The organism is Streptomyces sp. NPDC101393 (assembly GCF_044767385.1).
GTDB lineage: Bacteria > Actinomycetota > Actinomycetes > Streptomycetales > Streptomycetaceae > Streptomyces.
The window spans coordinates 1-22757 of record NZ_JBIWNU010000003.1; the positions used below are offsets into that span (position 1 = coordinate 1).

Consider the following 22757-nt stretch of genomic DNA (forward strand, 5'->3'; position numbering starts at 1 on the left):
CGCTCCAGCAACGGAAGCTCGGTGAACAGAATCGACAGATTGACGTTGAAGCGCGTGTCCGTGAAACCCATAAAGGCGGCGCTCCTTCCGGATAGCGAATGGGTGTGTCTGGTGGCGGGATGGGTGTACCGGATGGCGGCGAGGGCGGGCGCGGCCGAGAGGCCGCGCCCGTCCCGCCGCCCGGATCAGGTCCGGGCCCCGCCCGGCCCGGACCTGACCCGGGTCAGACCTTGAGCGGCTTGATCGCGGTGGGCGCGTGGCCCGGCTCGGTGGCGATCTCCTCGAACTCCTTGACCGCGCTGATGTCAGCCGTGGGGCTCATGGAGATGTTGGTGATCCGCTCCAGGATCGCCTCGACGACGACCGGGACCTGGTGCTCCTGGGCCAGCTTCTTGGCCTGCTCGAAGGCCGCGCCCAGCTCGTTCGGGTCGGTGACGCGGATCGCCTTGCAGCCGAGGCCCTCGGCGACCTTCACGTGGTCGACGCCGTAGACGCCCAGCTCCGGGGAGTTCTGGTTCTCAAACTCCAGGTTGACCTGGAAGTTGATCTCCAGGCCGATCTGCGCCTGGCGGATCAGGCCCAAGTAGGCGTTGTTGACGAGCACATGGACGTACGGGATGCGGTGCTGCGCACCGACCGCCAGCTCCTCGATCATGAACTGGAAGTCGTAGTCACCGGAGAGCGCGACGACAGGAGTCTCCGGGTCGGCCGTCGCGACACCGAGGGCCGCCGGGATCGTCCAGCCGAGCGGGCCCGCCTGGCCGCAGTTGATCCAGTGGCGGGGCTTGTAGACGTGCAGCATCTGCGCGCCCGCGATCTGGGAGAGGCCGATGGTGGTGACGTACCGCGTCTCCGGGCCGAAGGCCTTGTTCATCTCCTCATAGACGCGCTGCGGCTTCATGGGGATGTTGTCGAAGTGGGTACGACGCTGGAGCGTCTCCTTGCGCTTCAGGTGGGAGGCGACCCACTCCGAGCGGTTGGGGAGCTTGCCGGCCGCCTTGAGCTCGCGGGCGACCTCCACGAACAGCTCGAGTGCGACCTTGGCGTCGGACGCGATGCCGTAGTCCGGGGCGAAGATCTTGCCGATCTGAGTCGGCTCGATGTCGACGTGCACGAACTTGCGGCCCTGGGTGTACACGTCCAGCTTGTAGCCGGTGTGGCGGTTGGCCCAGCGGTTGCCGATGCCGAGGACGAAGTCCGACTCCAGGAACGTCGCGTTGCCGTAGCGGTGGCCGGTCTGCTGGCCGACCATGCCCGCGTTCAGTTCGTGGTCGTCGGGGATGGTGCCCCAGCCCATCAGGGTCGGCACGACCGGGGTGTCGGTGATCTCGGCGAACTCGACCAGGAGGTCGCTCGCGTCGGCGTTGATGATGCCGCCGCCGGCGACGATCAGTGGCCGCTCCGACGCGACGAGGAGCTGGATCGCCTTCTCGATCTGGGCGCGGGTCGCGGACGGCTTGTAGACCGGCAGCGGCTCGTACGTCTCCGGGTCGAACTCGATCTCGGCCTGCTGGACGTCGATGGGCAGGTCGATCAGGACCGGGCCCGGACGGCCGGAGCGCATCAGGTGGAAGGCCTGCTGGAAGACGCCGGGGACCTGCGCGGCCTCCAGGACGGTGACGGCCATCTTCGTGACCGGCTTGGCGATCGACGCGATGTCGACGGCCTGGAAGTCCTCCTTGGCCAGCAGGTGGCTGGGGGCCTGGCCGGTGATGCAGAGGATCGGGATCGAGTCACCGATCGCCGAGTACAGACCGGTGATCATGTCGGTGCCCGCCGGGCCCGACGTACCGATGCAGAGCCCGATGTTGCCGGGGTTGGCACGGGTGTAGCCCTCGGCCATGTGCGACGCGCCCTCGACGTGCCGAGCGAGGGTGTGGTCGATCCCACCGCCCTGCTGGAGCGCCTTGTAGAACGGGTTGATCGCGGCGCCGGGCACGCCGAACGCGTTGGTCACGCCTTCGCGCTTGAGGATCTCCACTGCGGCGCGGGCGGCTGTCATTCGAGGCATCGAGGTACTCCTGCGTCGACCTGTCAGGGGCATGTTCCGACCGAGGGGCCAGAAGTTCTTAATTCCGCATCATGGAATTAATGTTTTGCTTTATGGAAGGAACGTAGAGCGCGACGATCGAGCCGTCAAGGGGATGACCGGTGCGGGGTGCCGGAATGTCCGCGATGCGGGGTGGGCGAGGGGGCACGTGACGGATGGGGCACCGGCCGTACGGGCAGGCGGGCGAGCCGGCCCACCATGGACCGGCCGCGAGAACCGCGCGACCGCGGCAGGGACGTACGGAGCTGCCCTGCGGAACGGACGTACGCATGAAGTGCGGGAGGAGGACGGGAGGACGTGCGGGAGGCGCTCAGCGCCTCAGCCCTCGGCGGTACCGCGCAGGATCGGGGCCCTTCAGCCCACCAGTGACAGCGCGAGCGCGCCGCAGATGGCCACCCCGTACGCGCACGCCCCGAGCGCGACGAGCCGGGTGCGGCGCTCCTCGCTCCAGTGAGTGCGGGCCGACAGCCACGCGAGCGCCGGCAGCACGAGGATGCCGTGCAGGCTCACCCCGTGCACCGGCTTGAGGAAGCCTCCGACGGCATAAGCGAGGTGCTGCTGACCGGAGTTGACCTCGATGACGCCACGGACGATCATCGCGGCGCCGGAGGCGAGGCCGATGAGCAGGGCCACGAACCCCGCACGCAGCGCCAGTTGCATGCTCGGGGCGAGGGCCGGATTGCCGCGGAACGCGTGCACCGCGAAGAGGACGAGGGTGACGACCAGGACGGCGCCGCCCACCGCGAGCAGCATCGAGACCGAACTGTCCGCCCCCTCTCGCGGTTGAAGTGCGAGGGAACGTGCCGCCAGGCCTGCACGGTGATGCCGGCGACCTCCACGACGCAGTCCGCGGCGAAGACGCCGAGCGTGACGGTGCGTAGCCGCGCTCCGATGCGGAGGTACGAGGTCAGCCAGGTGAGGGCGAGCAGCGTCAGCCCGAAGGACAGGCCGAAGGACGTCGGCTTCCGCCATGAGACAGGACCACCCCAAGGGCCGCCGTCAACCAGGAAGACGCCCAGGTGGAACACCCCGGCGAGGGTCAGCACGGCACCGAGCGCGTAGCTGATCCGCTCGACGGTCCGGGCTGTGTTCCAGTGCGTCCGGAGGGCACCCGACAGGCGGCGCAGCGGCGGAATGCGGTGGCGGTCCGCGGCGCGGGTGGTCACTTTCGGTCATCTCCTCGGGTCGGTGGCCGGCCCCCGCCCGGGTCGGCGCCGTATCCCCACCCTCCGCGGATCCGCTCTCCCGCGCGTCGTACGGCGGGCGGCTGCCCCTACTCCCCGCGCTGCTCCGCGGGGAGTAGGGGCAGCCGAAAGCGCCGCTGCCGCCGGCCCCCCTCCCGTAGTGGGAGGGGCCGGCGGCAGCGGCGCGTGACGGGCCGGTCAGCCGACCGGCCGGCGGATCGTTCAGCGGATCGGCATGCCCGACAGGGTGCGGGCGATGACCAGGCGCTGAATCTCGCTGGTGCCCTCGAAGATGGTGTAGATCGCGGCGTCGCGGTGCATCCGCTCGACCGGGTATTCGCGGGTGAAGCCGTTGCCGCCGTGGATCTGTACGGCCTGCGCGGTGACGGTCTTGGCCACCTCGCTCGCGTAGAGCTTCGACATGGAGCCCTCGGCCGAGGTGAACGGCTTGCCGGTGGTGGCCATCCAGGAGGCGCGCCAGACCAGCAGACGGGCGGCGTCGATCTGGGTGCGCATATCGGCCAGCTGGAAGGCGACGCCCTGGTTGTCGATGATCGGGCGGCCGAACTGGGTGCGCGTCTTGGCGTACTCCAGCGTCTCTTCGTACGCGGCGCGGGCGGTGCCGACCGCCATGGCGCCGACGGCCGGGCGGGAGGCCTCGAAGGTGGCCATCGCGGCGTTCTTGACCCGCTCGCCGCCGTTCTTGGCGCGCTCGTGGGCCCGCGCGAGGCGCTCGTCGAGCTTCTCCTTGCCGCCGAGCAGGCAGTGGCCGGGGATCCGGACGTCCTCCAGGACGACCTCGGCGGTGTGCGAGGCGCGGATGCCGTGCTTCTTGAACTTCTGGCCCTGGGAGAGGCCGGGGGTGTTGGGGGGCACGATGAAGGAGGCATGGCCCTTGGAGCCGAGGTCGGGGTCGACGACCGCGACGACGACGTGCACGCCCGCGATCCCGCCGTTGGTCGCCCAGGTCTTGGTGCCGTTCAGCACCCACTCGTCCTTGGCCTCGTCGTAGACGGCGCGGGTGCGCATCGCGGCGACGTCCGAGCCGGCGTCCGGCTCGGAGGAGCAGAAGGCGGCGACCTTGACGTCGTTGGCGTCGCCGTACATCTGCGGGACCCAGGTGCCTATCTGCTCCTCGGTGCCGTTGGCGAGCACGCCGACGGCGGCGAGGCCGGTGCCCACGATCGACAGGGCGATGCCGGCGTCGCCCCAGAACAGCTCCTCCATGGTCATGGGGATGCCGAGGCCCGTGGGGTCGAAGAACTGCTGGGCGTAGAAGTCGAGCGAATACAGGCCGATCTTGGCCGCTTCCTGGATGACGGGCCAGGGAGTCTCCTCCCGCTCGTCCCACTCCGCGGCGGCGGGGCGCACGACGTCCGCGGCGAAGCCGTGAATCCAGTCGCGGACTTCCTTCTGCTCGTCGTTGAGCTCCATGGTGAACTCGGCCATGACCCCTCCAGCGCTACGTGCTCTCAGCTGTTACTTGCGGTAACCGCAGTGTGTTACTCGTCAGTAAGGAATGTCAACTCCCCAGGTGCGCGGATTCGTCGTGGAGTTCGGGTGTTACGTTGCGCGAGCGCCACGGATTCACAAGGGTGGGGAGCACGACCATGGAGAACACAGAGCACAGCGATCGCCAGAAGACGGCGACCGAGCGCAGACGGCGGGAGCTGTTGGAGGCCGCCGAGCGCATCGTGCTGCGGGACGGCCCGGGGGCGTCGATGAACGCCATCGCCGCGGAGGCCGGCATCACCAAGCCGATCCTCTACCGGCACTTCGGCGACAAGGGCGGGCTGTACCGCGCGCTTGCCGTACGGCACACGGACGCCCTGCTGGACAATCTGCGGACCGCGCTGGACGCGCCGGTCCTGCGCCGCGACCGCGTGGAGGCCACCCTCGACGCCTACCTCGTCGCGATCGAGGCCCGGCCGCAGGTCTACCGGTTCCTGATGCACCCGGCGGACGAGGAGAGCCCCACCGAGTCCGGGTTCGACGTGGGGCGGCACTCCGCCCCGCTGCTGCGCAGGCTGGGTGAGGAACTCGCCAAGGTGATCGCCGACCGTCTCGACCTGGGGCCCGGTGGCGAGGAGCGGGCCCGGGTGTGGGGCCACGGGATAGTCGGCATGATGCACGCGGCAGGCGACTGGTGGCTGCGCGAACGCCCCTTCTCCCGCGAGGAGTTGGTGCAACACCTCACGGATCTGCTGTGGGGCCAGCTGGCCACGGTGAAGGACCGCGCGGAGGGACCCGGCTTCTGACGGGCGCGGCGTGAGGTGCCCGGTCGCTCAGCGGCCCGGCTCCCCCGCCGCCACCGCCCAGGGGGCCTTGGCCGCCGCGCGCAGCGCCCGGCGGCGCCGGAGGCCGGTGAGACGGTCGACGTAGAGACCGCCGTCGAGGTGGTCGCACTCGTGCTGGAGGCAGCGGGCGAAGAAGCCGGTGCCGGCCACCGTCAGCGGCTCACCGTCCCGGCTGCGCCCTTCCACCACCGCGTGGTCGTGACGCGGGGTGCCGGCCTCGATGCCGGGGAGGGAGAGGCAGCCCTCAGAGCCTCGGATGACCGGGCCGTCCGTCTCCACGAGCCGGGGATTGACGAGATGACCGAGGTGACGGACGTCCTCGTCGTCGGGGCAGTCGTAGACGAACACCCGCAGCGGCACACCGATCTGGTTGGCGGCGAGACCCACGCCACGCGCGGCGTACATCGTGGCGTACATGTCCTCGATCAGCCGGGCCAGCTCCCCGTCGAAGGCGGTGACCTCCCGGCAGGGCTCCTTCAGGGCCGGATCGCCGAGGATTCGCAAGGGTCGCGGGCGGCCGGCGGAGCCGGGGATGGTGCGGGAGCGCATGGGGGTAAGCGTACGGTCCGGGCCGGGCCGGATGTCGCCGCACGGGTGGCGGGGTTCGGGCCCGGCCCCGGATCTCGATAGGCTGATCCCCGACCGAAGCCTCCGGCCGGTCATCGGCTCCGGAGGAGGCGTTCCACCGGCAGCCCACAGGGCAGGAGGGCGCCGGATGCAAGGAGGATCAAGGACGATGGCAGGCAACACGGAGCCGCTGTCGCCACGGGCCAAGCTGGCCGTGACGGCGGGCAAGGCCGCGGCGGCGGTGTCGCGCGCGGCGGGCCGCGGCAGCGGATCGGTGATCGGTGGCCGGGTGGCACTCAAGCTCGACCCCGACCTGCTGGCCCGGCTCGCACGGCACTTGGACGTCATCCTGGTGTCGGCGACCAACGGCAAGACGACCACCACACGACTGATCGCCGAGGCGCTGCGGGCCAGCGGCCCGGTGGTCTCCAACGCACTCGGCGCCAACATGCCGGCGGGCATCACGTCCGCACTGGCCGGCGGCTCGGACGCCAAGTACGGCGTCATCGAGGTGGACGAGAAGTACCTCTCGGGCGTGGCACGGGACGTGACGCCGAAGGCCATAGCGCTGCTGAACCTCTCGCGCGACCAGCTCGACCGGGCGGCGGAGACCCGCATGCTGGCCGAGCACTGGCGCGAGGGACTGGCCGGGTCCAAGGCGCTGATCATCGCCAACGCGGACGACCCGCTGATCGTCTGGGCGGCCTCGTCGTCCGCGAACGTCGTATGGGTCGCGGCCGGTCAGGAATGGAAGGACGACGCCTGGTCCTGCCCGTCGTGCGGTGGCGTGATGCAGCGTCCCGGCGACGACTGGTTCTGCGGCGAGTGCGGTTTCCGCCGCCCGACGCCGAGCTGGGCGCTCTCCGGTGACCATGTCCTGGACCCGCACGGCAGTGCGTGGCCGATCAAACTGCAGCTGCCGGGGCGCGCCAACAAGGCCAACGCCACGACGTCGGCCGCGGTCGCCGCCGCGTTCGGTGTGCCGCCGCAGGTGGCGCTGGAGCGGATGAACTCGGTACAGGCCGTCGCCGGCCGCTATGACGTGGTCACGTTCATGGAGCGGGAGCTGCGGCTGCTGCTGGCGAAGAACCCGGCCGGCTGGCTGGAGACGTTCTCGCTGATCGACCCGCCGCCGACCCCGGTGATCATGTCCGTCAACGCCCGCGGCGCCGACGGTACGGACACCTCCTGGCTGTGGGACGTCGACTACACGCGACTGGCCGGGCACCCGATCTTCGTGCTCGGCGACCGCAAGCTGGACCTGGCGGTGCGTCTTGAGGTCGCCGGGCTCGACTTCGAGGTGTGCGAGAACCTCGACGAGGCGGTGCGGATGGCGCCGCCCGGCCGTATCGAGGTCATCGCCAACTACACGGCCTTCCAGGACCTGCGTCGGCGAGTGGGCAACTGAGCGCGATGCGCGGACAAGGACGAGCGAGCATGAGTGACAACAGCCTGCGCCTGGTGTGGATCTACCCCGATCTGCTGAGCACGTACGGCGACCAGGGCAACGCCCTCGTGGTGGAGCGGCGGGCACGACAGCGCGGGCTGGACGTGCAGCGCCTCGACGTACGGTCCGACCAGCAGATTCCCACCTCCGGTGACATCTACCTGATCGGTGGCGGCGAGGACCGGCCGCAGCGGCTCGCCTCCGAGCGGCTGATCCGGGACGGCGGCCTGGCCCGTGCGGTCTCCAACGGCGCGATCGTGTTCTCGGTGTGCGCCGGGTATCAGATCCTGGGCCACGAGTTCGTCAATGACCTCGGGGAGCAGCAGGAGGGCCTGGGGCTGCTGGACGTGGTGAGCACCCGCGGTGAGGCGGAGCGGTGCGTCGGTGACGTACTCGCCGACATCGACCCGCAGTTGGGGCTGCCGCCGCTGACCGGTTTCGAGAACCACCAGGGTGTGACGCACCTGGGCGAGACCGCCCGGCCGTTCGCCAAGGTCCGCTTCGGCAACGGCAACGGCGTGGGCGACGGCTATGAGGGCGCGTGGAACGACACCGTCTTCGGTACGTACATGCACGGCCCGGTGATGGCCCGCAATCCGCATATCGCGGATCTGCTGATCAAGCTGGCGCTGGACGTGAACGCGCTGCCGCCGGCCGACGACCGCTGGTACGAGGCACTGCGGCAGGAGCGGATCGCCGCGGCAACTCAGCCCGCTTGATGCGCGATTCGGACGAATAGTCCGTAATCAACCATTTCGTACGCCCGCAGTCTTGCACTGCGGGCGTACGTGTGCCCGGCGGCTCCGCGCTTGTAGGGTGTGCGGGATTCCAACCGGACGACGGGGTCCGGGCCTCCGGTTGAGCTGCAGAGGGTTCTACGAGCAATGCGTATTGGTGTACTCACCTCCGGCGGCGACTGCCCCGGTCTGAACGCCGTCATCCGGTCCGTCGTCCACCGCGCCACCGCTGATCACGGCGATGAGGTGATCGGTTTCCGCGACGGCTGGAAGGGCCTGCTGGAGGCCGACTACCGCAAGCTCGACCTCGATGCCGTCGGCGGCATCCTGGCGCGCGGCGGCACCATCCTCGGCTCGTCCCGTGTACAGCCCGCCCACCTGCGCGACGGCGTCGAGCGGGCCCGCGGCCACGTCGCCGAGCTGGGCCTGGACGCGATCATCCCGATCGGCGGCGAGGGCACGCTCAAGGCGGCGCGGCTGCTGTCGGACGCCGGGCTGCCGATCGTCGGCGTACCCAAGACCATCGACAACGACATCGCCGTCACCGATGTGACGTTCGGCTTCGACACCGCGGTGGGCGTCGCCACCGAGGCGCTGGACCGCCTCAAGACGACCGCGGAGTCGCACCAGCGGGTGATGATCGTCGAGGTGATGGGGCGGCACACCGGCTGGATCGCGCTGCACTCCGGCATGGCCGCCGGTGCGCACGCGATCGTGGTGCCGGAGCGGCCCTTCGACATCGAGGAGCTGACCGCCCGGGTCGCGGCACGCTTCGAGGCCGGCAAGAAGTTCGCCATCGTGGTCGTCGCCGAGGGCGCCAAGCCGCGTGCGGGCACCATGTCGTTCGACATCGGCGGCAAGGACATGTACGGCCACGAGCGGTTCGCCGGCGTCGCCCGGCAGCTCTCCCTGGAGCTGGAGAACCGCCTCGGCAAGGAGGCCCGCCCGGTCATCCTCGGCCACGTGCAGCGTGGCGGTACGCCCACCGCGTACGACCGGGTGCTCGCCACCCGCTTCGGCTGGCACGCCGTCGAGGCCGCGCACCGCGGCGACTTCGGCATGATGACGGCGCTGCGCGGCACGGACATCACGCTGGTGTCCCTGGCCGAGGCCGTCGAGACGCTCAAGACGGTGCCGGCCGAGCGTTACGCCGAGGCCGAGTGCGTGCTGTGACCTGCGACGCCCGCACGCGGTAGTTCTCCGCGCAACGACCTGCCCCCGGCCATGGCATCGGCCGGGGGCAGCTCTAGTCTGGTCGCCGGAGTATCGGTACGAATCAGGAGCGAGCGGATGGATCACGGCGGGCACGGCATGAACATGGATCTGCCGCCGTTCACGCTGGGGCGGGGGCTGGAGTTCGGCGGCGATCCGTTCTTTCTCGTCGGCTGCCTGCTGGGGCTGGTGCTGTACGCCGGGGCGGTGCTGCGGCTGCGGCGGCGGGGCGACGCCTGGCCGGTGGGCCGGATCGTCGCCTGGGTCGTCGGGGTGCTGACCGTCGCGCTGGTGATGTGCACCAAGCTCAACGACTACGGCATGGCGATGTTCAGCGTGCACATGGTGCAGCACATGGTCATCAGCATGCTGTCACCGATCCTGCTGCTGCTCGGGGCGCCGGTGACGCTGGCGCTGCGCGCGCTGCCGACCGCCGGACGCGGCCGCAAGGGGCCGCGCGAACTCCTCGTCGCACTGCTGCACAGCCGCTACCTGCGGATCGTTTCGCATCCGGCGTTCACCATCCCGCTGTTCATCGCGAGCCTGTACGGGCTGTATTTCTCGCCGCTCTTCGATTTCCTGATGGAGTCCCGGACCGGGCACATCGCGATGATGGTGCACTTCCTCGCGGTCGGGCTGGTCTTCTTCTGGCCGATCATGGGCGTCGACCCGGGCCCGCACCGCCCCGGCTATGTCATGCGGATGCTGGAGCTGTTCGCGGGCATGCCCTTCCACGCCTTCTTCGGCATCGCCCTGATGATGGCGACCGAGCCGATGGTCAGCACGTACACGCATCCGCCGGCCTCGCTCGGGATCGAGGCTCTGGCCGATCAGACGGCGGCGGGCGGTATCGCCTGGGCCTTCAGTGAGATCCCGTCCGTGGTCGTGCTGATCGCCCTGGTCTTCCAGTGGTACAAGTCCGAGGAGCGCCAGTCGCAGCGCTCGGACCGGGCCGCCGACCGCAACGGCGACAAGGATCTGGCGGACTACAACGCCTATCTCGCCTCGCTCAACGCGCGGGGGCAGTGACTCCAGGGGCAGCAGACAGCTAGCGGTACGGGCCGCGGCCGGGGACGATGGTCCCATGGCCGCGGCCCGTGGCGTTGGTGCGGCGGGCTGCCGTGAGGAGGTTGCGGGTATGCCCGGATCTGCTAAGACGATGGCCGTGTGCACGGTGGGCGGGCTGGTGGTCGCGACCGCCTACACCGTGGCGTTGGGCGGCAATGGCTGGCTCTGGTTCTCCTGGGTCGTGCTGGCCCTGGTGACGCTGGGCGTGGTCGCGGCGCGGCAGGCCTGAGCGCGCGGGCCCCGGGCCGCCCCTGGGGCTCAGAAGCGGAAGACGGCGCCGGTGGCGGACTCCAGGGTGCAGGAGTTGGGGTAGCTCTTGGTCCACTCCACCGGGCGGCCCTGCCAGGTGCCCTTCGCGGTCGCCGTGACCGGGTCGTACTCCCTGGTGCACGCGCGCGGGTCCCCGGGCAGCCTGTTGAGATCTCCGGCGGCCCCGATCAGCGCGTCGCAGGCGGCGACCCCCTCGGGGTGGCTGCCGAGGGTGTCCGGGCAGACGAGCTGTACGCCGCGGATCCAGGTGTTGCCGGAGCCGGACACGGTGAGGAAGAGCTGCTCGTCGGCCGACGGTGCGGTGGCGCCGGCCGGGGCGAGTGCGGTCAGTACGGCCGCTCCGGCCGTCACGGTGGCGGTCGCGGCGGCGCGGGCGAAGCGGTGTCGGCGGCTCGTGGGCATGGGCGTCTCCTGGACGGCTCGGTGAGAGCGAGCGCAGATGCGCGCGGCTGGGGCCTCTCGTTTGGACCAGGCCGGATCAGGGAGCGGGCTCTGGTGCGTGCGGCTGCAAGGTGGCGGGGGGGGAGCCGGCGCGGAGCGCCGCTGAGGGGTGACCACGCGGAGGGGGCCCCGCGCCCGTGAGGCGTGGGGAGCGCGTGCCAGACCCCGCGAGCCCGGCCTGATCCACACGAGAGGCACTACGCCACCCCGCCCGACGCCCGCGGGCAAGCGGCCACGCCGCGAGGTCGCCCGTACGGACCCCTCGCGCGCTGATCGGCGGGCGACTACTCTGCGTCGGCACGCTGACTACGGGAGGCCGACGCGGTGTTCTACCAGGTACTCAAATACGTGATCCTCGGGCCCTTGCTGCGGCTGGTGTTCCGGCCGCGGATCGAGGGCGTCGAGCACGTGCCGGAAGACGGCGCGGCGATCATCGCCGGCAATCATCTGTCGTTCGCCGACCATTTCGTGATGCCGGCGATCGTGCCGCGCCGGGTGACCTTTCTGGCCAAGGCCGAGTACTTCACCGGCCCCGGGTTGAAGGGCCGGCTGACCGCGGCGTTCTTCCGCGGTGTCGGGCAGATCCCGGTGGACCGGTCCGGTGGCCGCGCCTCGCAGGCGGCGATCTCGTCGGGGCTGTCGGTGCTGCGCAAGGGGCGGCTGCTGGGGATCTACCCGGAAGGCACCCGCTCGCACGACGGCCGGCTCTACAAGGGGCGTACCGGCGTCGCCGCGATGGCGATCAAGGCGGGGGTACCGGTGGTGCCGTGCGCGATGATCGGCACCTTCGAAGCACAGCCGACCGGGCGCCGGCTGCCGCGCGCGATCCGGGTCACCGTCCGCTTCGGGGAGCCGCTGGACTTCTCGCGCTACGCCGGGATGGACGACGAGCGCCTCGCGCTGCGCGCCGTCACCGACGAGATCATGTACGCGATCCTGAAGCTGTCGGGGCAGGAGTACGTCGACACGTACGCGGGCGAGGCGAAGGCCGCGGCGCAGGGCCGGGGGCGGGGGCAGGGCCGGCGCGGGGGCACAGGCGCGGGCACGGAGGGGCGGGACTGAGCTGCCGGGCAGCGGATAACCGGTCGCCGGGGCTTGCCGCCCGCCCGTACCTTGATCGTCGAAGGTTCGGCCACGGGGGTGGGAGCGATGAGCGCACGGCTGCGCGGCATGGCACAGGAGACGGAAAAGATGGTGGCGGCGGGCGGTTACCGAGCGCCGAGCGGACGGCTGGTGGACATCGGGGCGGCCATCGCGCGGGCGCGCGCGGGGACCCGTTTGTTCGGCCCCGGGCCGGTGACCGTCCCGGGCACGGAGCAGGACGTGCGGACGGTGTTCGAGGTGACGGGGGAAGGCAGTCTCACGGCCGGGGCCCGGCTGGCGGCCGCGGGTGGCGGGCCGTTGGCGGTGCTGAACTTCGCCTCGGCGCGAAATCCCGGCGGGGGCTATCTCAACGGCGCGCAGGCTCAGGAGGAGGCGCTGTGCCGCGGGTCGGCGCTGTACACCTGCGTGCGGGAGGCCCCGGAGTTCTACGCCGCGCACCGCGCCGAGCCGAGCCCCTTCTACAGCGACCGGGTGATCCTCTCCCCCGGTGTGCCGGTGTTCCGCGACGACCGCGGCGCGCTGCGCGAAGTGCCGTACGAGGCAGGGTTCTTGACGGCGGCGGCGCCGAACGCCGGGGTGATCGCCCGGCAGCGGCCGGACGAGGCGGGCCGGGTGGCGGGGGCGTTGGCCGCCCGGGCCGGCCGGGTGCTGGAGGTCGCCGCGGCGAGCGGACACCGTCAACTGGTGCTCGGCGCCTGGGGTTGCGGGGTGTTCCGCAACGACCCGCCGGAGGTCGCCGCGGCGTTCGCGGGCGCATTGCTGGACGGCCGGCGCTTCGCCGGCCGCTTCGACCGTATTGTCTTCGCTGTGCTGGACCGTCGGGAGGACTCCCCCACCAGGGCCGCCTTCGCCGACGTGTTCGCGGCCTGAGCGGCAGGAAGCACCTGGCGAGAGAGCGGAGAACGGTGAGCGAGCACGAGACGCACACCGAGCTGATCGGACTGTTGGAGGAGCGCGGTCGCCCGCTACCGCGTCCTGGAGCACGCGGAGGAAGGGTCCACGGAAGCGGTCAGCGCGCTGCGCGGGAACGCCGTCGAGCAGGCCGCCAAGTGCCTGGTGGCGAGGGTCAGGTCGGGCAAGAAGAGCAAGCGCTTCGTGCCGGCCGTGGTGCCGGGCGACCGGCGGGTGGATCCGGCGGCACTGAACGCGCTGCTGGGCGGGTCGTATGCCGGGTTCGCCACGCCCGAGGTGGCGGACCGGCTGGCAGGCAGTGTCAGCGGGACGATTCTGCCGTTCTCCTTCGACGAGGAGCCGGCGCTGATCGTGGACGGGCGCTGCTGGAGCAGCCGGAGATCTTCTTCAACGCGGCCCGGCTGGACCGGTCACCGGCCCTGGTGACGGACGACCACGTCGCGATCGCGGAGCCCCGTGTGGAGCCGATCGCGCTCTGACGCGCGACGGGCGGCCGGGAGATTCCCGGCCGCCCGCGCTGCGCGTCAGACAGGACGCGCGGTGGTACGGATCAAGGTGCGGCCGGCAGACCGAGGAGGCCCGTGACGGTCGACTTGACCTTCGATGTGGTGCTCGGCTCGGGCGTGGCGTGCGGAGCGCACGTCACGTCCTTGCCGTCCGTCTTCCCCTGGAGGAAGTACGAGTCGACCCGGTCGTTGATGCAGGGGTTGACCAGGCCGGTGACACCGTGCGATCCGGCGTCCCGCTCGGTGATCAGGCGGGATCCCTTGAACCGCTTGTGCAGCTCGACGGCGCCGCCGTACGGCGTGGCGGCGTCGCGGGTGGACTGCACGATGAGCACGTTCGGCAGACCCTTGCCGGTCTTGACGTCGACCGGCCGCTGCTGCTTGGCCGACCAGGTGGCGCAGGGCAGGTTCATCCAGGCGTTGGACCAGGTCATGAACGGTGCCTTGGCGTGCACCCGGGTGTTGTCGCGGTCCCACTGCTTCCAGCTGGTGGGCCACTTGGCGTCGGTGCACTCGACGGCCGTGTAGACGGCGTTGCCGTTCTCCGAGGCGATGTTCCCCGCGGTGTCCTTGAGGTCCGGACCGGCGTTCTCCACCAGCGGCTTCTCGTCACCGGAGCTGTACGCGCTCCAGACCTCGGCGACCGTGGCCCACATGGAGTCGTAGTACGGCGCGTTCTGGAAGAAACCCGTCAGCTCGGCGGGGCCGACGACTTTGCCGATGGGCTTCTTCTTTGCGGTGGCACGCAGCTTGTCGTAGGCCGCCTGGACCTTCGCGGGCGTGTCACCCAGGTGGTAGGCCGCGTCGTTCTTGGCGACCCACTTCTTCCAGTCGCCCCAGCGCGTCTCGAACGCGACGTCCTGGTCCAGGTTGGCCTGGTACCAGATGTTCTCGCGGGAGGGGTTGACGACGCTGTCGACGAGCATCCGGCGGACGTGGTTCGGGAACAGCGTCCCGTAGACCGCGCCGAGGTAGGTGCCGTAGGAGACGCCGAGGTAGTTCAGCTTCTTCTCACCGAGGGCGGCGCGGATCACGTCCAGGTCGCGGGCGGTGTTCGGCGTCGTCATGTACGGCAGGAGGTCCCCGCTGCGCTCGGCGCAGCCGTCGGCGTACTCCTCGGCGAGCTTGCGCTGGGCGCGCTTGTCCGCCTCGTTGTCCGGGACCGGGTCGGCCTTGGGGGCCTTGACGAACTCCTGCGGGTCCATGCAGGAGATGGCCGCGGAGTGGCCCACGCCGCGCGGGTCGAAGCCCACGAAGTCGTACGCCTTGGCGGTCTTGGCCCAGAGCGGGGCCTTGGTGGTGATGCGGGCCGGGAACTTCATGCCCGAACCGCCGGGGCCACCGGGGTTGTAGATGAGGGAGCCCTGTCGCTCCTTCTTGCTGCCGGTGCTCACGGCCCGGTCGACCGCGATCTTGATCGTGCGTCCGCCGGGCTTGGCGTAGTCGACCGGAACAGTGACATATCCGCACTGGATGGGTGCCTTCAGGCCCCAGTCGGCGGGACAGTCCTGCCAGTCGATGCCGTGCTTCGCCGCGCGGGCCGCTGCCGTCTGCACGCCGCGTGCCTCGGCGGATCCGCCCTGGTGCTGCTCGCCCGCGCTGGCGGGTGTGGCGGCTATCGCTCCGGCGATGAGCGTGCCGGTCACCAGACTGCCGGCGGCGCCGAGCGCTGCTGTTCGTCTCACGTAATTGAACCCCCTGCATGATGTGCCGCTTGGGACGGCGATGATCACAGAGCTACAGAAGGATCCTGTCGTCTCCTGTCCCTTCCTGAATAGGTTTGACCACCACTTCTTTACCAACCCGTAGGATTCCGGCGGTTGCCGACGGATGGCGCGGCCGACCCCGGTGTTCGGCCGGTCCGGCGGCGGGTAGTCCTCCGGCCATGACCGCGCCCGTGTCGTCCGCCGCGGACCGCGGTACGTACGCCCCCGCCGACTGCCGCGCCGCCCTGGCCCTGCGCTGCGCGTCATTGACGTGCGCCATGGCGAACTCGCGTCGGACAGGGTGCCGTTGACCGGGGCCGGCCGCAGGGCTGCCGCGCGGTGGGGCTGATCGACGGCGGCCCGGTGCCGGTGGATTCGCTGCTGCCGTGAAGGGCGATCGCTTCCCTGCTTACCCGTGTGGCGGGAGCCGGCCCCGGGCGACTACGGGCCGAGGAGGGGCGATAATACGTCAATTGCCCTGCACATTCCCTTCAGGCATGTGCCAGACGCAACCCGTTCAGTAACCTTCCGTGCAGGCTCTCCCACTGGCTGCCACGAGGGAGGGCTTCGGCGTTTTCGCATCGGCGCCGTCCCCGTCCCACCGCACGGCCGGTTCCGTCAGCTCCGGACCGCCCGTCACCGCAGCGCAGAAGGAGAGCCGAAGTGCCGGGTATCGATCAGGTATTGGGCCGGGCCATGGAGATCCCCGGCGTCCAGGGTGCCGGGCTGGTCGACTGGACCAGCGGCCTGACGCTGGGCACGGCCGGGCGGGCGCCGCACGGCGATCACGACGCCGCCGCGGCCGACACCGCGGAGGTGGCACAGGCGGTGGCGCGCAACGCCACCTTCCACGCCGCGGGCCCCGGCGGCCCCGCAACCACCGGCGGCCCGGCGCTGGAGGACCTCATCATCACGGCGGCGGACAGCTATCACCTCATCCGCTTCGTGCACACGGCCTTCGACAGCCAGACCTGTCTGCACCTCTGGCTGGATCGCGCGCAGGCCAATCTCGCCATCGCGCGGCTGCGCCTGCGGGATCTGGCGGCGGAGCTGGTCTCGGACTGACGGCGGCACGGCAGCAACGGCAGCAACGGCAGCAACGGCAGCAACGGTGAGGGAAGCAGCCATGGGCCTGCCCGTACCCCCGCCCCCGTCCGCAACGGCCGGGGCGCTCGACCGGTACGCCGCCGAACGGGCCACCGGCGCGCTGCGCGGCCCGCACGGCTGCTTCTACCTCGTCGACGGCGCGGTCACCTGCGTCGAATGCCCGGCAGCACCCGGGCTGGAGGTGCGGCTGGCCGCGTCCGGCCGGGTGCCCGCGCAGCGCCGGCGGGAGGCCGGGGCGGCGGCGGAGGCGGCCCGTGAGGATGGCCATGTCCTCGTCCGGCAGGGGCTGTTGACGCAGGGGGAGCTGGAGATATGCCACCTCGCCGCCCTCCTCGACGCCGCCTTCTTCGCGCTGTCCGACGCACCCGACGCCCTGGGGACACCCGGAGCGCCCGCCGGCGTCTCGTTCGTGCCGGGCGCCACGCACCGGCTGGGCGGCATACGGCCGCTGGACGCCGCCCGCCTGCAGCAGGCCACCGCCCGCCGCCGGGCGCTGCTCGGCCGACTGCGTGCATGGGCGGCGTTCGACGCCTTCCCCGTGCGCCCGCTTCCGGCCGCCTCGGGTCGCGCGCCCCTCACCTCCGGGCAGCGGCTGCTGCTCGCCCACGCCGACGGCCGGCTCACCCCGTACGACCTGGCACGGGCCCTCGGCCGGTCCGCGTTCATGACGCTGCTCGACGTCCGGCGGCTCGCCTCCGCCGGCCACATCGGACCGCCCGCCACGCCGGCGACGCTGCCCCGGCGGCGGCCCGGCGCCTGCCTGGACGGGCACCCGCCCGCCGCGCCCCGCACCGGAGATCGTCGTACGCCGGACTGGCACCTGCCGGTTCCGGAAATCCTGGAGACCGCCGATCCGGATATCGCCCTGCTGGTCCGCCTGCGTACGGCGTTGGAGGAGAACCTGTGAACCCTCGCGGACCCCGGCCATGAAGCACGTACGCGGAAAACGTGCGAAGAGAAGGAGACTGATGACGCTGGAACCCCTTGTACGGGACGAATTACGCGTGCTGCGGGACCAAGTGCGCCATTTCCGGGGCGGGATGGTGGCCAGTACGGACGGCATGGTCATCGCGCACGACCTCCAGGACATCGAACCGGACGGCCTGGCCGCGCTCACCGCGGCGGCGATCGGGGTCGCCAAACGGCTCACCGAGGCGACCGGACAAGGGGCGTTCGAGGAGTCCCTCACCCGCGGCACCCACGGATATGTCGCGGCCTATTCCGCGGGCCGCAGCGCGGTCCTCACCGCCGTGGCGAGCCCGGACACCAACGTGGGGCGGCTCCATCTCCAGGCCCGCCGGGCCGCCGCACGCATCGGCGTCCTCGTCGACGCGCCGCCGGGCGGCTGACCGACTGCCCCTCCGCCTGCCAGTACCACCCACCCGCACACCGAGAAGAAACCGAAAGGCCGGTAATCGTCATGGCTCAGATGGACACCGCACTCGCCGACGCGATGTCGACGATCGAGGGCGCCCTCGGCGTCGCCCTCGTCGACTACACCAGCGGCATGGCCCTCGCCACCCTCGGCGACAACCAGGCCCTGGACCTGAACGTCGCAGCGGCCGGTAACACCGATGTCGTCCGCGCCAAGATGCGCACCATGGAAATGCTCGAACTCCAGGGCGCCATCGAGGACATGCTCATCACGCTGACCACGCAGTACCACCTGATCCGCCCGGTGTCCGGCAAGGGCGGCGGCGGGCTGTTCCTCTATCTGGTGCTGGACCGCAAGCGGGCCAATCTCGCGCTGGCCCGCCACCGGCTCGCCCAGCTCGAAGCCGGTCTGGAGGTGTGACGGCGGCGCCGGCCGGTCACCGGGCGGTGGCGGCGCGGGCCGCCTCGTCCAGCAGACGGCGGAGCCGCAGCGCGTCCGGGGCGACGGCGGTCGCCAGCAGCGCGGGCCCGGCGAGTGGCGCCAGCACACCCTGCCCCGCGCCGTCGCCGCTCCGGCCGGCCGCCGCGTCCCCCAGGAGCCGCACCTCGGCCGGGGTGTCCGCCAACTCCGGCTCCACCAGCAGGTATTGACCGATGGAGCGATGGCCGTCCAGCACGGCGGCGGTGTCCCAGCCTGGGACGCCGGGCCCGTACGCCGTCTCCTGGTCGAGCAGTGTGCGTCCGGCGCGGCGGATGGTGAGCCTGCTGCGCAGGGCGCCCGGCCGTTCGCCGCTGCGGCCCAGGACCTGTTCCTCGCGCAGTACCAGGCGTGCGGTGGGAGCCAGTTCCACGGTCGTGGTCATCCACAGGTCGCTGCCCTCGGCCGAGATCAGCGGCTCGGGCAGCCAGTCGAGCCGCGCCCCGTCGCCGACCGTCAACCGCACGTCATAGGTGGCGGGTTCGGCGCTGCGGCCGGGCAGCGCGACCGTCGCAGCGGCGGCCGTGAGATGCAGGGCCGCACCGGCCTCCGCGGTGGCCTCGATGCACAGCCGGTCGCCGCCGAGCGGCGCGCTCATGGCGCCGACGACACAGACCCGGGCCTGGCCGTCGTGCGCGCGGACGCGGCGCAGCGCGAACGGCCCGGCCCCGTCGAGGACCGGCAGGCGGGTGATGCCGTCGGCGTCGGTGCGGGCCGTGATGCGGGCGGTGGCCCGCAGGCCGGCCGCCGAAGGGGCGGCGGCCCGTGAGTCCGTGGCGGCGGTGAGCGTGCCGGTCATGCCGGGCCCGCGGTCCAGTCCGCGAGCCGCCCGCGGACCCAGTCCGACACGGGCTTGACGCCGTTCTCCGACTTCAGGGCGGTGAAGGCGACGGGGAGTTCGCCGCGCTGCGCCTTGGCGTCGCGCGCCATGCCCTCCAGGTCTACGCCGACGTAGGGCGCGAGATCGGTCTTGTTGATGACGAGGAGGTCGGCGTTGGTGACACCGGGGCCGCCCTTGCGGGGGATGTCGTCACCGCCCGCGACGTCGATGACGAAGATCTGCGCGTCGACCAGGCCCTTGGAGAAGGTGGCGGTGAGGTTGTCGCCGCCGGATTCCACCAGGATCAGGTCGAGTGGGCCGACTGCTTCTTCCAGGTCCTCGACGGCTTCGAGGTTGGCGGAGATGTCGTCGCGGATGGCGGTGTGCGGGCAGGCGCCGGTCTCGACGGCGGTGATGCGGTCGGCAGGCAACACGGCCTCGCGGAGCAGGAATTCGGCGTCCTCGCGGGTGTAGATGTCGTTGGTGACGACGGCGATGGACAGCTGGTCGCGCAGTTCGCGGCAGAGGGCCGCGACGGTGGCGGTCTTGCCGGTGCCGACCGGGCCGCCGAGGCCGATGCGCAGGGCGCGGCGGGTGCCGTCGGAGCGGTGCGGGTCGGCGCTGTGGGTGTGGCGCTGGGGGAAGGTTTCCTTGTGGTCGAGGTGCATGGTGGGCTCCGGTGGTTCTCGTAGGGCCGCGGGTGTGGCGGTCCGGTGTCGGGGAGGCGGGGTCAGGACGCGAAGAGGCGTACCGGCCAGGCGGCGTGCTGCTCGGCGGTGATGTCGAGCAGCGGCGCGGAGGCGGCGGGCAGCGCGTCCGTTCCTTCGGTGGCGACGCGTCGGGCGGCCTCGGCGCCCGCTTCGGCGACTTGGTCGAGGTCGGCGGCGAGGCGGGCGAGGACGGCGGTGGCGTCGAAGGGATCCAGGCTGAGCAGGCGGACGGCCGCGGTGGCCGGGCCGCTGATGTTCTCGTAGGCCACGGCGTACGCGGCGTCGAGCGGGGGCAGCCCGGCGGACCTGGCGGCGAGACCGAGGACGACGGGCTGGTGGGCGCCGCGCGGGCGGGCCGCGGCGAGCGCGTCGAGTTCGGCGCCCGGCCAGGTGGCACGGGCGGCCCGCATCATCTGCCGACCGAGCCGCCGGGCGATCTGCCGCAGGGCGGGTACGGGGGTGCGGGCGTCGGCGGCGTCGTCCAGGAGGAGCGGATCGCAGCCGGCGGCGGCCGCGGCGGCGAGACCGGCGGCGACCAGGCCTGCGGTGTGCAGCCGGCCCCGGCAGAAGTGCTCCAGGGTGGCGGCGTCCTTGATGCGTCCCGCGGTGACGGCCGGTTCGGCGCCGCCCGAGTGGGCGTGCCCTCCGGCGGGGAACCGGCCGTCGGCGAGGACGAGCAGCGCTGCGCGGCTCATCGGTGGTACGTGTCCTTCGTCGGGGGTTTCATCGACGGCACATCAGAAGAGGAAGTACCGCTGGGCCATGGGGAGTTCGGCGGCGGGGGCGGGTTCGACCACCTCGTCGTCGATGCGCACGGTGAAGGTGTCGGGGTCGACGTGCACGCGCGGCAGGGCGTCGTTGCCCCGCATGTCGGCCTTGGTGACACCCCGGGTGCTGCGGATGGCTTCGAAGGCCTTCGCCAGTGGCAGGCGCTCGGGGAGGTCGTCCTCAAGGGCCTGCTGGGAGACGAAGTTGAGCGAGTTGCTGCCCGGCGCCCGGCCGGTCGCGCCGAACATCGGGCGGGGCAGGACCGGCTGCGGGGTGGGAATGGACGCGTTGGCGTCGCCCACCTGCGCGTAGGCGATCTGGCCGCCCTTGATCACCAGCTGCGGTTTGACGCCGAAGAACGCCGGGTCCCACAGCACGAGGTCGGCGAGCTTGCCGTCCTCGACCGAGCCGACGACATGGTCGATGCCCTGGGCGACGGCGGGGTTGATGGTGTACTTCGCGACGTAGCGGCGCGCCCGGTGGTTGTCGGCGCTGCCGTCGCCGGGCAGGGTGCCGCGGCGCCGCTTCATCACATGCGCGGTCTGCCAGGTGCGCATCACGACCTCGCCGATCCGGCCCATGGCCTGGGCGTCGGACGACATGATCGAGATGGCGCCGAGGTCGTGCAGGATGTCCTCGGCGGCGATGGTGGAGGGCCGGATCCGGGACTCGGCGAAGGCGAGGTCCTCGGGGACGGCGGGGTTCAGGTGGTGGCAGACCATCAGCATGTCGAGGTGTTCCTCGACGGTGTTGACGGTGTGCGGCCGCGTGGGGTTGGTGGACGCGGGCAGCACGTTCGGCTCGGAGACCATCGCGATCATGTCGGGGGCGTGGCCGCCGCCGGCGCCTTCGACGTGGAAGGCGTGGAGGGAGCGTCCGGCGATGGCGGCGAGGGTGTCGCCGAGGAATCCGGCCTCGTTGAGGGTGTCGGTGTGGATCGCGAGCTGGGCGCCGCTCTCCTCGCAGACGTTCAGGCAGGCGTCCAGGACGGCCGGGGTCGCGCCCCAGTCCTCATGGATCTTGAAGCCGAGGATGCCGGAGCGCAGCTGGTCACGCATCGAGGCGACGGACATGGTGTTGCCCTTGCCGAGCAGCCCGACGTTGACGGGCAGCGAGTCCATCGACTCGAAGAGCCGGGCGACGTGCCAGGCGCCGGGGGTGATGGTGGTGGCCTTGCTGCCCTCGGCGGGTCCGGTGCCGCCGCCGACGAGGGTGGTGACGCCGGAAGCCAACGCCTCGTCCACCTGCTGGGGGCAGATGAAGTGGACGTGGGTGTCGATGGCGCCGGCCGTGAGGATCTTGCCGTTGCCCGCGATGATCTCGGTCTCGGGCCCGATGACGAGGTCGGGGTGGACCCCGTCCATCGTGTCGGGGTTGCCCGCCTTGCCGAGGGCGGTGATACGGCCGTCGCGGATGCCGACGTCGGCCTTGACGATGCCCCAGTGGTCGAGCACGATCGCGCCGGTGATCACGGTGTCGGGGGTGCCCTCGGCGCGGGTGGCGCGGGACTGACCCATCGATTCGCGGATCACCTTGCCGCCGCCGAAGACGGCTTCGTCGCCGGCCCGCCCCGGTCCGCCCGAACGGTCCTCGTCGATCTGGATGACGAGATCGGTGTCGGCGAGCCGGATCCGGTCGCCCGCGGTCGGGCCGAACAGATCGGCGTATGCCTGGCGGGTCAGATCAGCCATCGAGGGTGCCTCCGGTCTCGCCGCGCAGGCCCACGACGATCCGCTTGCCCCCGATGGGGACCAGTTCGACCTCGGTGGGGATGCCGGGCTCGAAGCGCACGGCGGAGCCGGCGGCGACGTTCAGCCGCTTGCCGTGCGCGGCCGTACGGTCGAAGTCGAGGCCGGGGTTGGCCTCGGCGAAGTGGTAGTGGGAGCCGACCTGGACGGGGCGGTCGGCGGCGTTCAGGACCGTCATGCGCGTGAGGGGGAGGCCTTCGTTGAGGCGCACCGGCTCGTCGGCGTAGAGGATCTGTCCCGGGATCATCTTC

The 22757-nt window shown here is 71.4% G+C and carries 24 protein-coding genes; 13 read left to right on the forward strand and 11 right to left on the reverse strand.

Annotated elements, in window-relative coordinates:
* Nucleotides 1–223: 223 nt before the first annotated feature.
* From gcl to ACIRQ7_RS09875, 3 genes are all read right to left on the reverse strand, one after another.
* Entirely contained in the window at nucleotides 224–2002 is a 1779-nt protein-coding gene (gcl, locus tag ACIRQ7_RS09865; protein ID WP_401477253.1) for a glyoxylate carboligase, read from the reverse strand.
* A 402-nt stretch (nucleotides 2003–2404) separates the two neighbouring features.
* A complete protein-coding gene (locus tag ACIRQ7_RS09870; RefSeq protein ID WP_404261381.1) occupies nucleotides 2405–2803 on the reverse strand; it encodes a hypothetical protein in 399 nt (132 codons plus the stop codon).
* A 653-nt stretch (nucleotides 2804–3456) separates the two neighbouring features.
* Nucleotides 3457–4683 (reverse strand): acyl-CoA dehydrogenase family protein, encoded by a 1227-nt coding sequence (locus ACIRQ7_RS09875; protein WP_401477193.1) that lies wholly within the window; start codon nucleotides 4681–4683, stop codon nucleotides 3457–3459.
* Between the two features lie 161 nt (nucleotides 4684–4844).
* Here ACIRQ7_RS09875 and ACIRQ7_RS09880 point away from each other — a divergent pair, with 161 nt between their 5' ends.
* A complete protein-coding gene (locus ACIRQ7_RS09880; RefSeq protein ID WP_401477190.1) occupies nucleotides 4845–5492 on the forward strand; it encodes a TetR family transcriptional regulator in 648 nt (215 codons plus the stop codon).
* 27 nt (nucleotides 5493–5519) lie between these two features.
* Here ACIRQ7_RS09880 and def read toward each other — a convergent pair whose 3' ends face one another.
* Nucleotides 5520–6080 carry a peptide deformylase gene (def, locus tag ACIRQ7_RS09885; RefSeq protein WP_404261383.1) on the reverse strand — a complete coding sequence of 187 codons (561 nt, stop codon included), beginning with the start codon at nucleotides 6078–6080 and terminating at the stop codon, nucleotides 5520–5522.
* Nucleotides 6081–6267: 187 nt separating this feature from the next.
* On the opposite strand from def, the gene ACIRQ7_RS09890 reads away from it, so the two are divergent.
* The 5 genes from ACIRQ7_RS09890 to ACIRQ7_RS09910 all read left to right on the forward strand — a co-directional run bounded on the left by ACIRQ7_RS09890 (nucleotide 6268) and on the right by ACIRQ7_RS09910 (nucleotide 10791).
* A complete protein-coding gene (locus tag ACIRQ7_RS09890) occupies nucleotides 6268–7506 on the forward strand; it encodes a MurT ligase domain-containing protein (protein ID WP_401477184.1) in 1239 nt (412 codons plus the stop codon).
* A gap of 29 nt (nucleotides 7507–7535) precedes the next feature.
* Nucleotides 7536–8264 carry a type 1 glutamine amidotransferase gene (locus tag ACIRQ7_RS09895; protein WP_401477181.1) on the forward strand — a complete coding sequence of 243 codons (729 nt, stop codon included), beginning with the start codon at nucleotides 7536–7538 and terminating at the stop codon, nucleotides 8262–8264.
* 165 nt (nucleotides 8265–8429) lie between these two features.
* Nucleotides 8430–9455, forward strand: a complete 1026-nt coding sequence (locus ACIRQ7_RS09900) for a 6-phosphofructokinase (RefSeq protein ID WP_404261384.1) — start codon at nucleotides 8430–8432, stop codon at nucleotides 9453–9455.
* A 117-nt stretch (nucleotides 9456–9572) separates the two neighbouring features.
* The gene (locus ACIRQ7_RS09905) at nucleotides 9573–10523 is read left to right on the forward strand and encodes a cytochrome c oxidase assembly protein (protein WP_401477175.1); all 951 of its coding nucleotides are present in this window, start codon (nucleotides 9573–9575) and stop codon (nucleotides 10521–10523) included.
* A gap of 109 nt (nucleotides 10524–10632) precedes the next feature.
* Nucleotides 10633–10791, forward strand: a complete 159-nt coding sequence (locus ACIRQ7_RS09910; RefSeq protein ID WP_401477172.1) for a hypothetical protein — start codon at nucleotides 10633–10635, stop codon at nucleotides 10789–10791.
* 29 nt (nucleotides 10792–10820) lie between these two features.
* Here the strand turns inward: ACIRQ7_RS09910 and ACIRQ7_RS09915 are convergent, their stop codons facing one another.
* On the reverse strand, nucleotides 10821–11234 hold the full coding sequence (locus tag ACIRQ7_RS09915; RefSeq protein ID WP_401477169.1) for an SSI family serine proteinase inhibitor: 414 nt from the start codon (nucleotides 11232–11234) through the stop codon (nucleotides 10821–10823).
* Between the two features lie 363 nt (nucleotides 11235–11597).
* Between ACIRQ7_RS09915 and ACIRQ7_RS09920 the strand changes: the two genes are divergently transcribed.
* From ACIRQ7_RS09920 to ACIRQ7_RS09930, 3 genes are all read left to right on the forward strand, one after another.
* On the forward strand, nucleotides 11598–12335 hold the full coding sequence (locus tag ACIRQ7_RS09920; RefSeq protein ID WP_401477166.1) for a lysophospholipid acyltransferase family protein: 738 nt from the start codon (nucleotides 11598–11600) through the stop codon (nucleotides 12333–12335).
* An 87-nt stretch (nucleotides 12336–12422) separates the two neighbouring features.
* Nucleotides 12423–13247 (forward strand): TIGR02452 family protein, encoded by an 825-nt coding sequence (locus ACIRQ7_RS09925; RefSeq protein ID WP_404261385.1) that lies wholly within the window; start codon nucleotides 12423–12425, stop codon nucleotides 13245–13247.
* A gap of 186 nt (nucleotides 13248–13433) precedes the next feature.
* The gene (locus tag ACIRQ7_RS09930) at nucleotides 13434–13715 is read left to right on the forward strand and encodes a YbaK/EbsC family protein (protein WP_404261386.1); all 282 of its coding nucleotides are present in this window, start codon (nucleotides 13434–13436) and stop codon (nucleotides 13713–13715) included.
* A 124-nt stretch (nucleotides 13716–13839) separates the two neighbouring features.
* Here the strand turns inward: ACIRQ7_RS09930 and ACIRQ7_RS09935 are convergent, their stop codons facing one another.
* Nucleotides 13840–15480, reverse strand: a complete 1641-nt coding sequence (locus ACIRQ7_RS09935; protein WP_404261388.1) for an alpha/beta hydrolase — start codon at nucleotides 15478–15480, stop codon at nucleotides 13840–13842.
* 684 nt (nucleotides 15481–16164) lie between these two features.
* On the opposite strand from ACIRQ7_RS09935, the gene ACIRQ7_RS09940 reads away from it, so the two are divergent.
* The 4 genes from ACIRQ7_RS09940 to ACIRQ7_RS09955 all read left to right on the forward strand — a co-directional run bounded on the left by ACIRQ7_RS09940 (nucleotide 16165) and on the right by ACIRQ7_RS09955 (nucleotide 18403).
* Nucleotides 16165–16566, forward strand: coding sequence for a hypothetical protein (locus ACIRQ7_RS09940; protein WP_401477151.1), 402 nt, complete (start codon nucleotides 16165–16167; stop codon nucleotides 16564–16566).
* 61 nt (nucleotides 16567–16627) lie between these two features.
* Nucleotides 16628–17515, forward strand: coding sequence for a hypothetical protein (locus tag ACIRQ7_RS09945; protein WP_404261389.1), 888 nt, complete (start codon nucleotides 16628–16630; stop codon nucleotides 17513–17515).
* Between the two features lie 61 nt (nucleotides 17516–17576).
* On the forward strand, nucleotides 17577–17957 hold the full coding sequence (locus ACIRQ7_RS09950) for a roadblock/LC7 domain-containing protein (RefSeq protein WP_404261391.1): 381 nt from the start codon (nucleotides 17577–17579) through the stop codon (nucleotides 17955–17957).
* A gap of 71 nt (nucleotides 17958–18028) precedes the next feature.
* Nucleotides 18029–18403, forward strand: coding sequence for a hypothetical protein (locus ACIRQ7_RS09955; protein ID WP_401477142.1), 375 nt, complete (start codon nucleotides 18029–18031; stop codon nucleotides 18401–18403).
* 16 nt (nucleotides 18404–18419) lie between these two features.
* On the opposite strand, the gene ACIRQ7_RS09960 is transcribed toward ACIRQ7_RS09955, so the two are convergent.
* The 5 genes from ACIRQ7_RS09960 to ACIRQ7_RS09980 form a co-directional block, all read right to left on the reverse strand.
* Complete coding sequence (locus ACIRQ7_RS09960) at nucleotides 18420–19259, reverse strand: urease accessory protein UreD (RefSeq protein ID WP_404261392.1); 840 nt, start codon at nucleotides 19257–19259, stop codon at nucleotides 18420–18422.
* The gene (ureG, locus tag ACIRQ7_RS09965; RefSeq protein ID WP_404261394.1) at nucleotides 19256–19948 is read right to left on the reverse strand and encodes an urease accessory protein UreG; all 693 of its coding nucleotides are present in this window, start codon (nucleotides 19946–19948) and stop codon (nucleotides 19256–19258) included. Before ureG ends, ACIRQ7_RS09960 begins: the two co-directional genes overlap by 4 nt.
* Before the next feature lie 62 nt (nucleotides 19949–20010).
* Nucleotides 20011–20685: an urease accessory protein UreF gene (locus tag ACIRQ7_RS09970; RefSeq protein ID WP_404261396.1), complete on the reverse strand. Its 675-nt coding sequence runs from the start codon at nucleotides 20683–20685 to the stop codon at nucleotides 20011–20013.
* A 42-nt stretch (nucleotides 20686–20727) separates the two neighbouring features.
* Nucleotides 20728–22449, reverse strand: a complete 1722-nt coding sequence (locus ACIRQ7_RS09975) for an urease subunit alpha (RefSeq protein ID WP_404261397.1) — start codon at nucleotides 22447–22449, stop codon at nucleotides 20728–20730.
* Nucleotides 22442–22753 carry an urease subunit beta gene (locus ACIRQ7_RS09980; RefSeq protein WP_401477127.1) on the reverse strand — a complete coding sequence of 104 codons (312 nt, stop codon included), beginning with the start codon at nucleotides 22751–22753 and terminating at the stop codon, nucleotides 22442–22444. Before ACIRQ7_RS09980 ends, ACIRQ7_RS09975 begins: the two co-directional genes overlap by 8 nt.
* Between the last annotated feature and the right edge of the window lie 4 nt (nucleotides 22754–22757).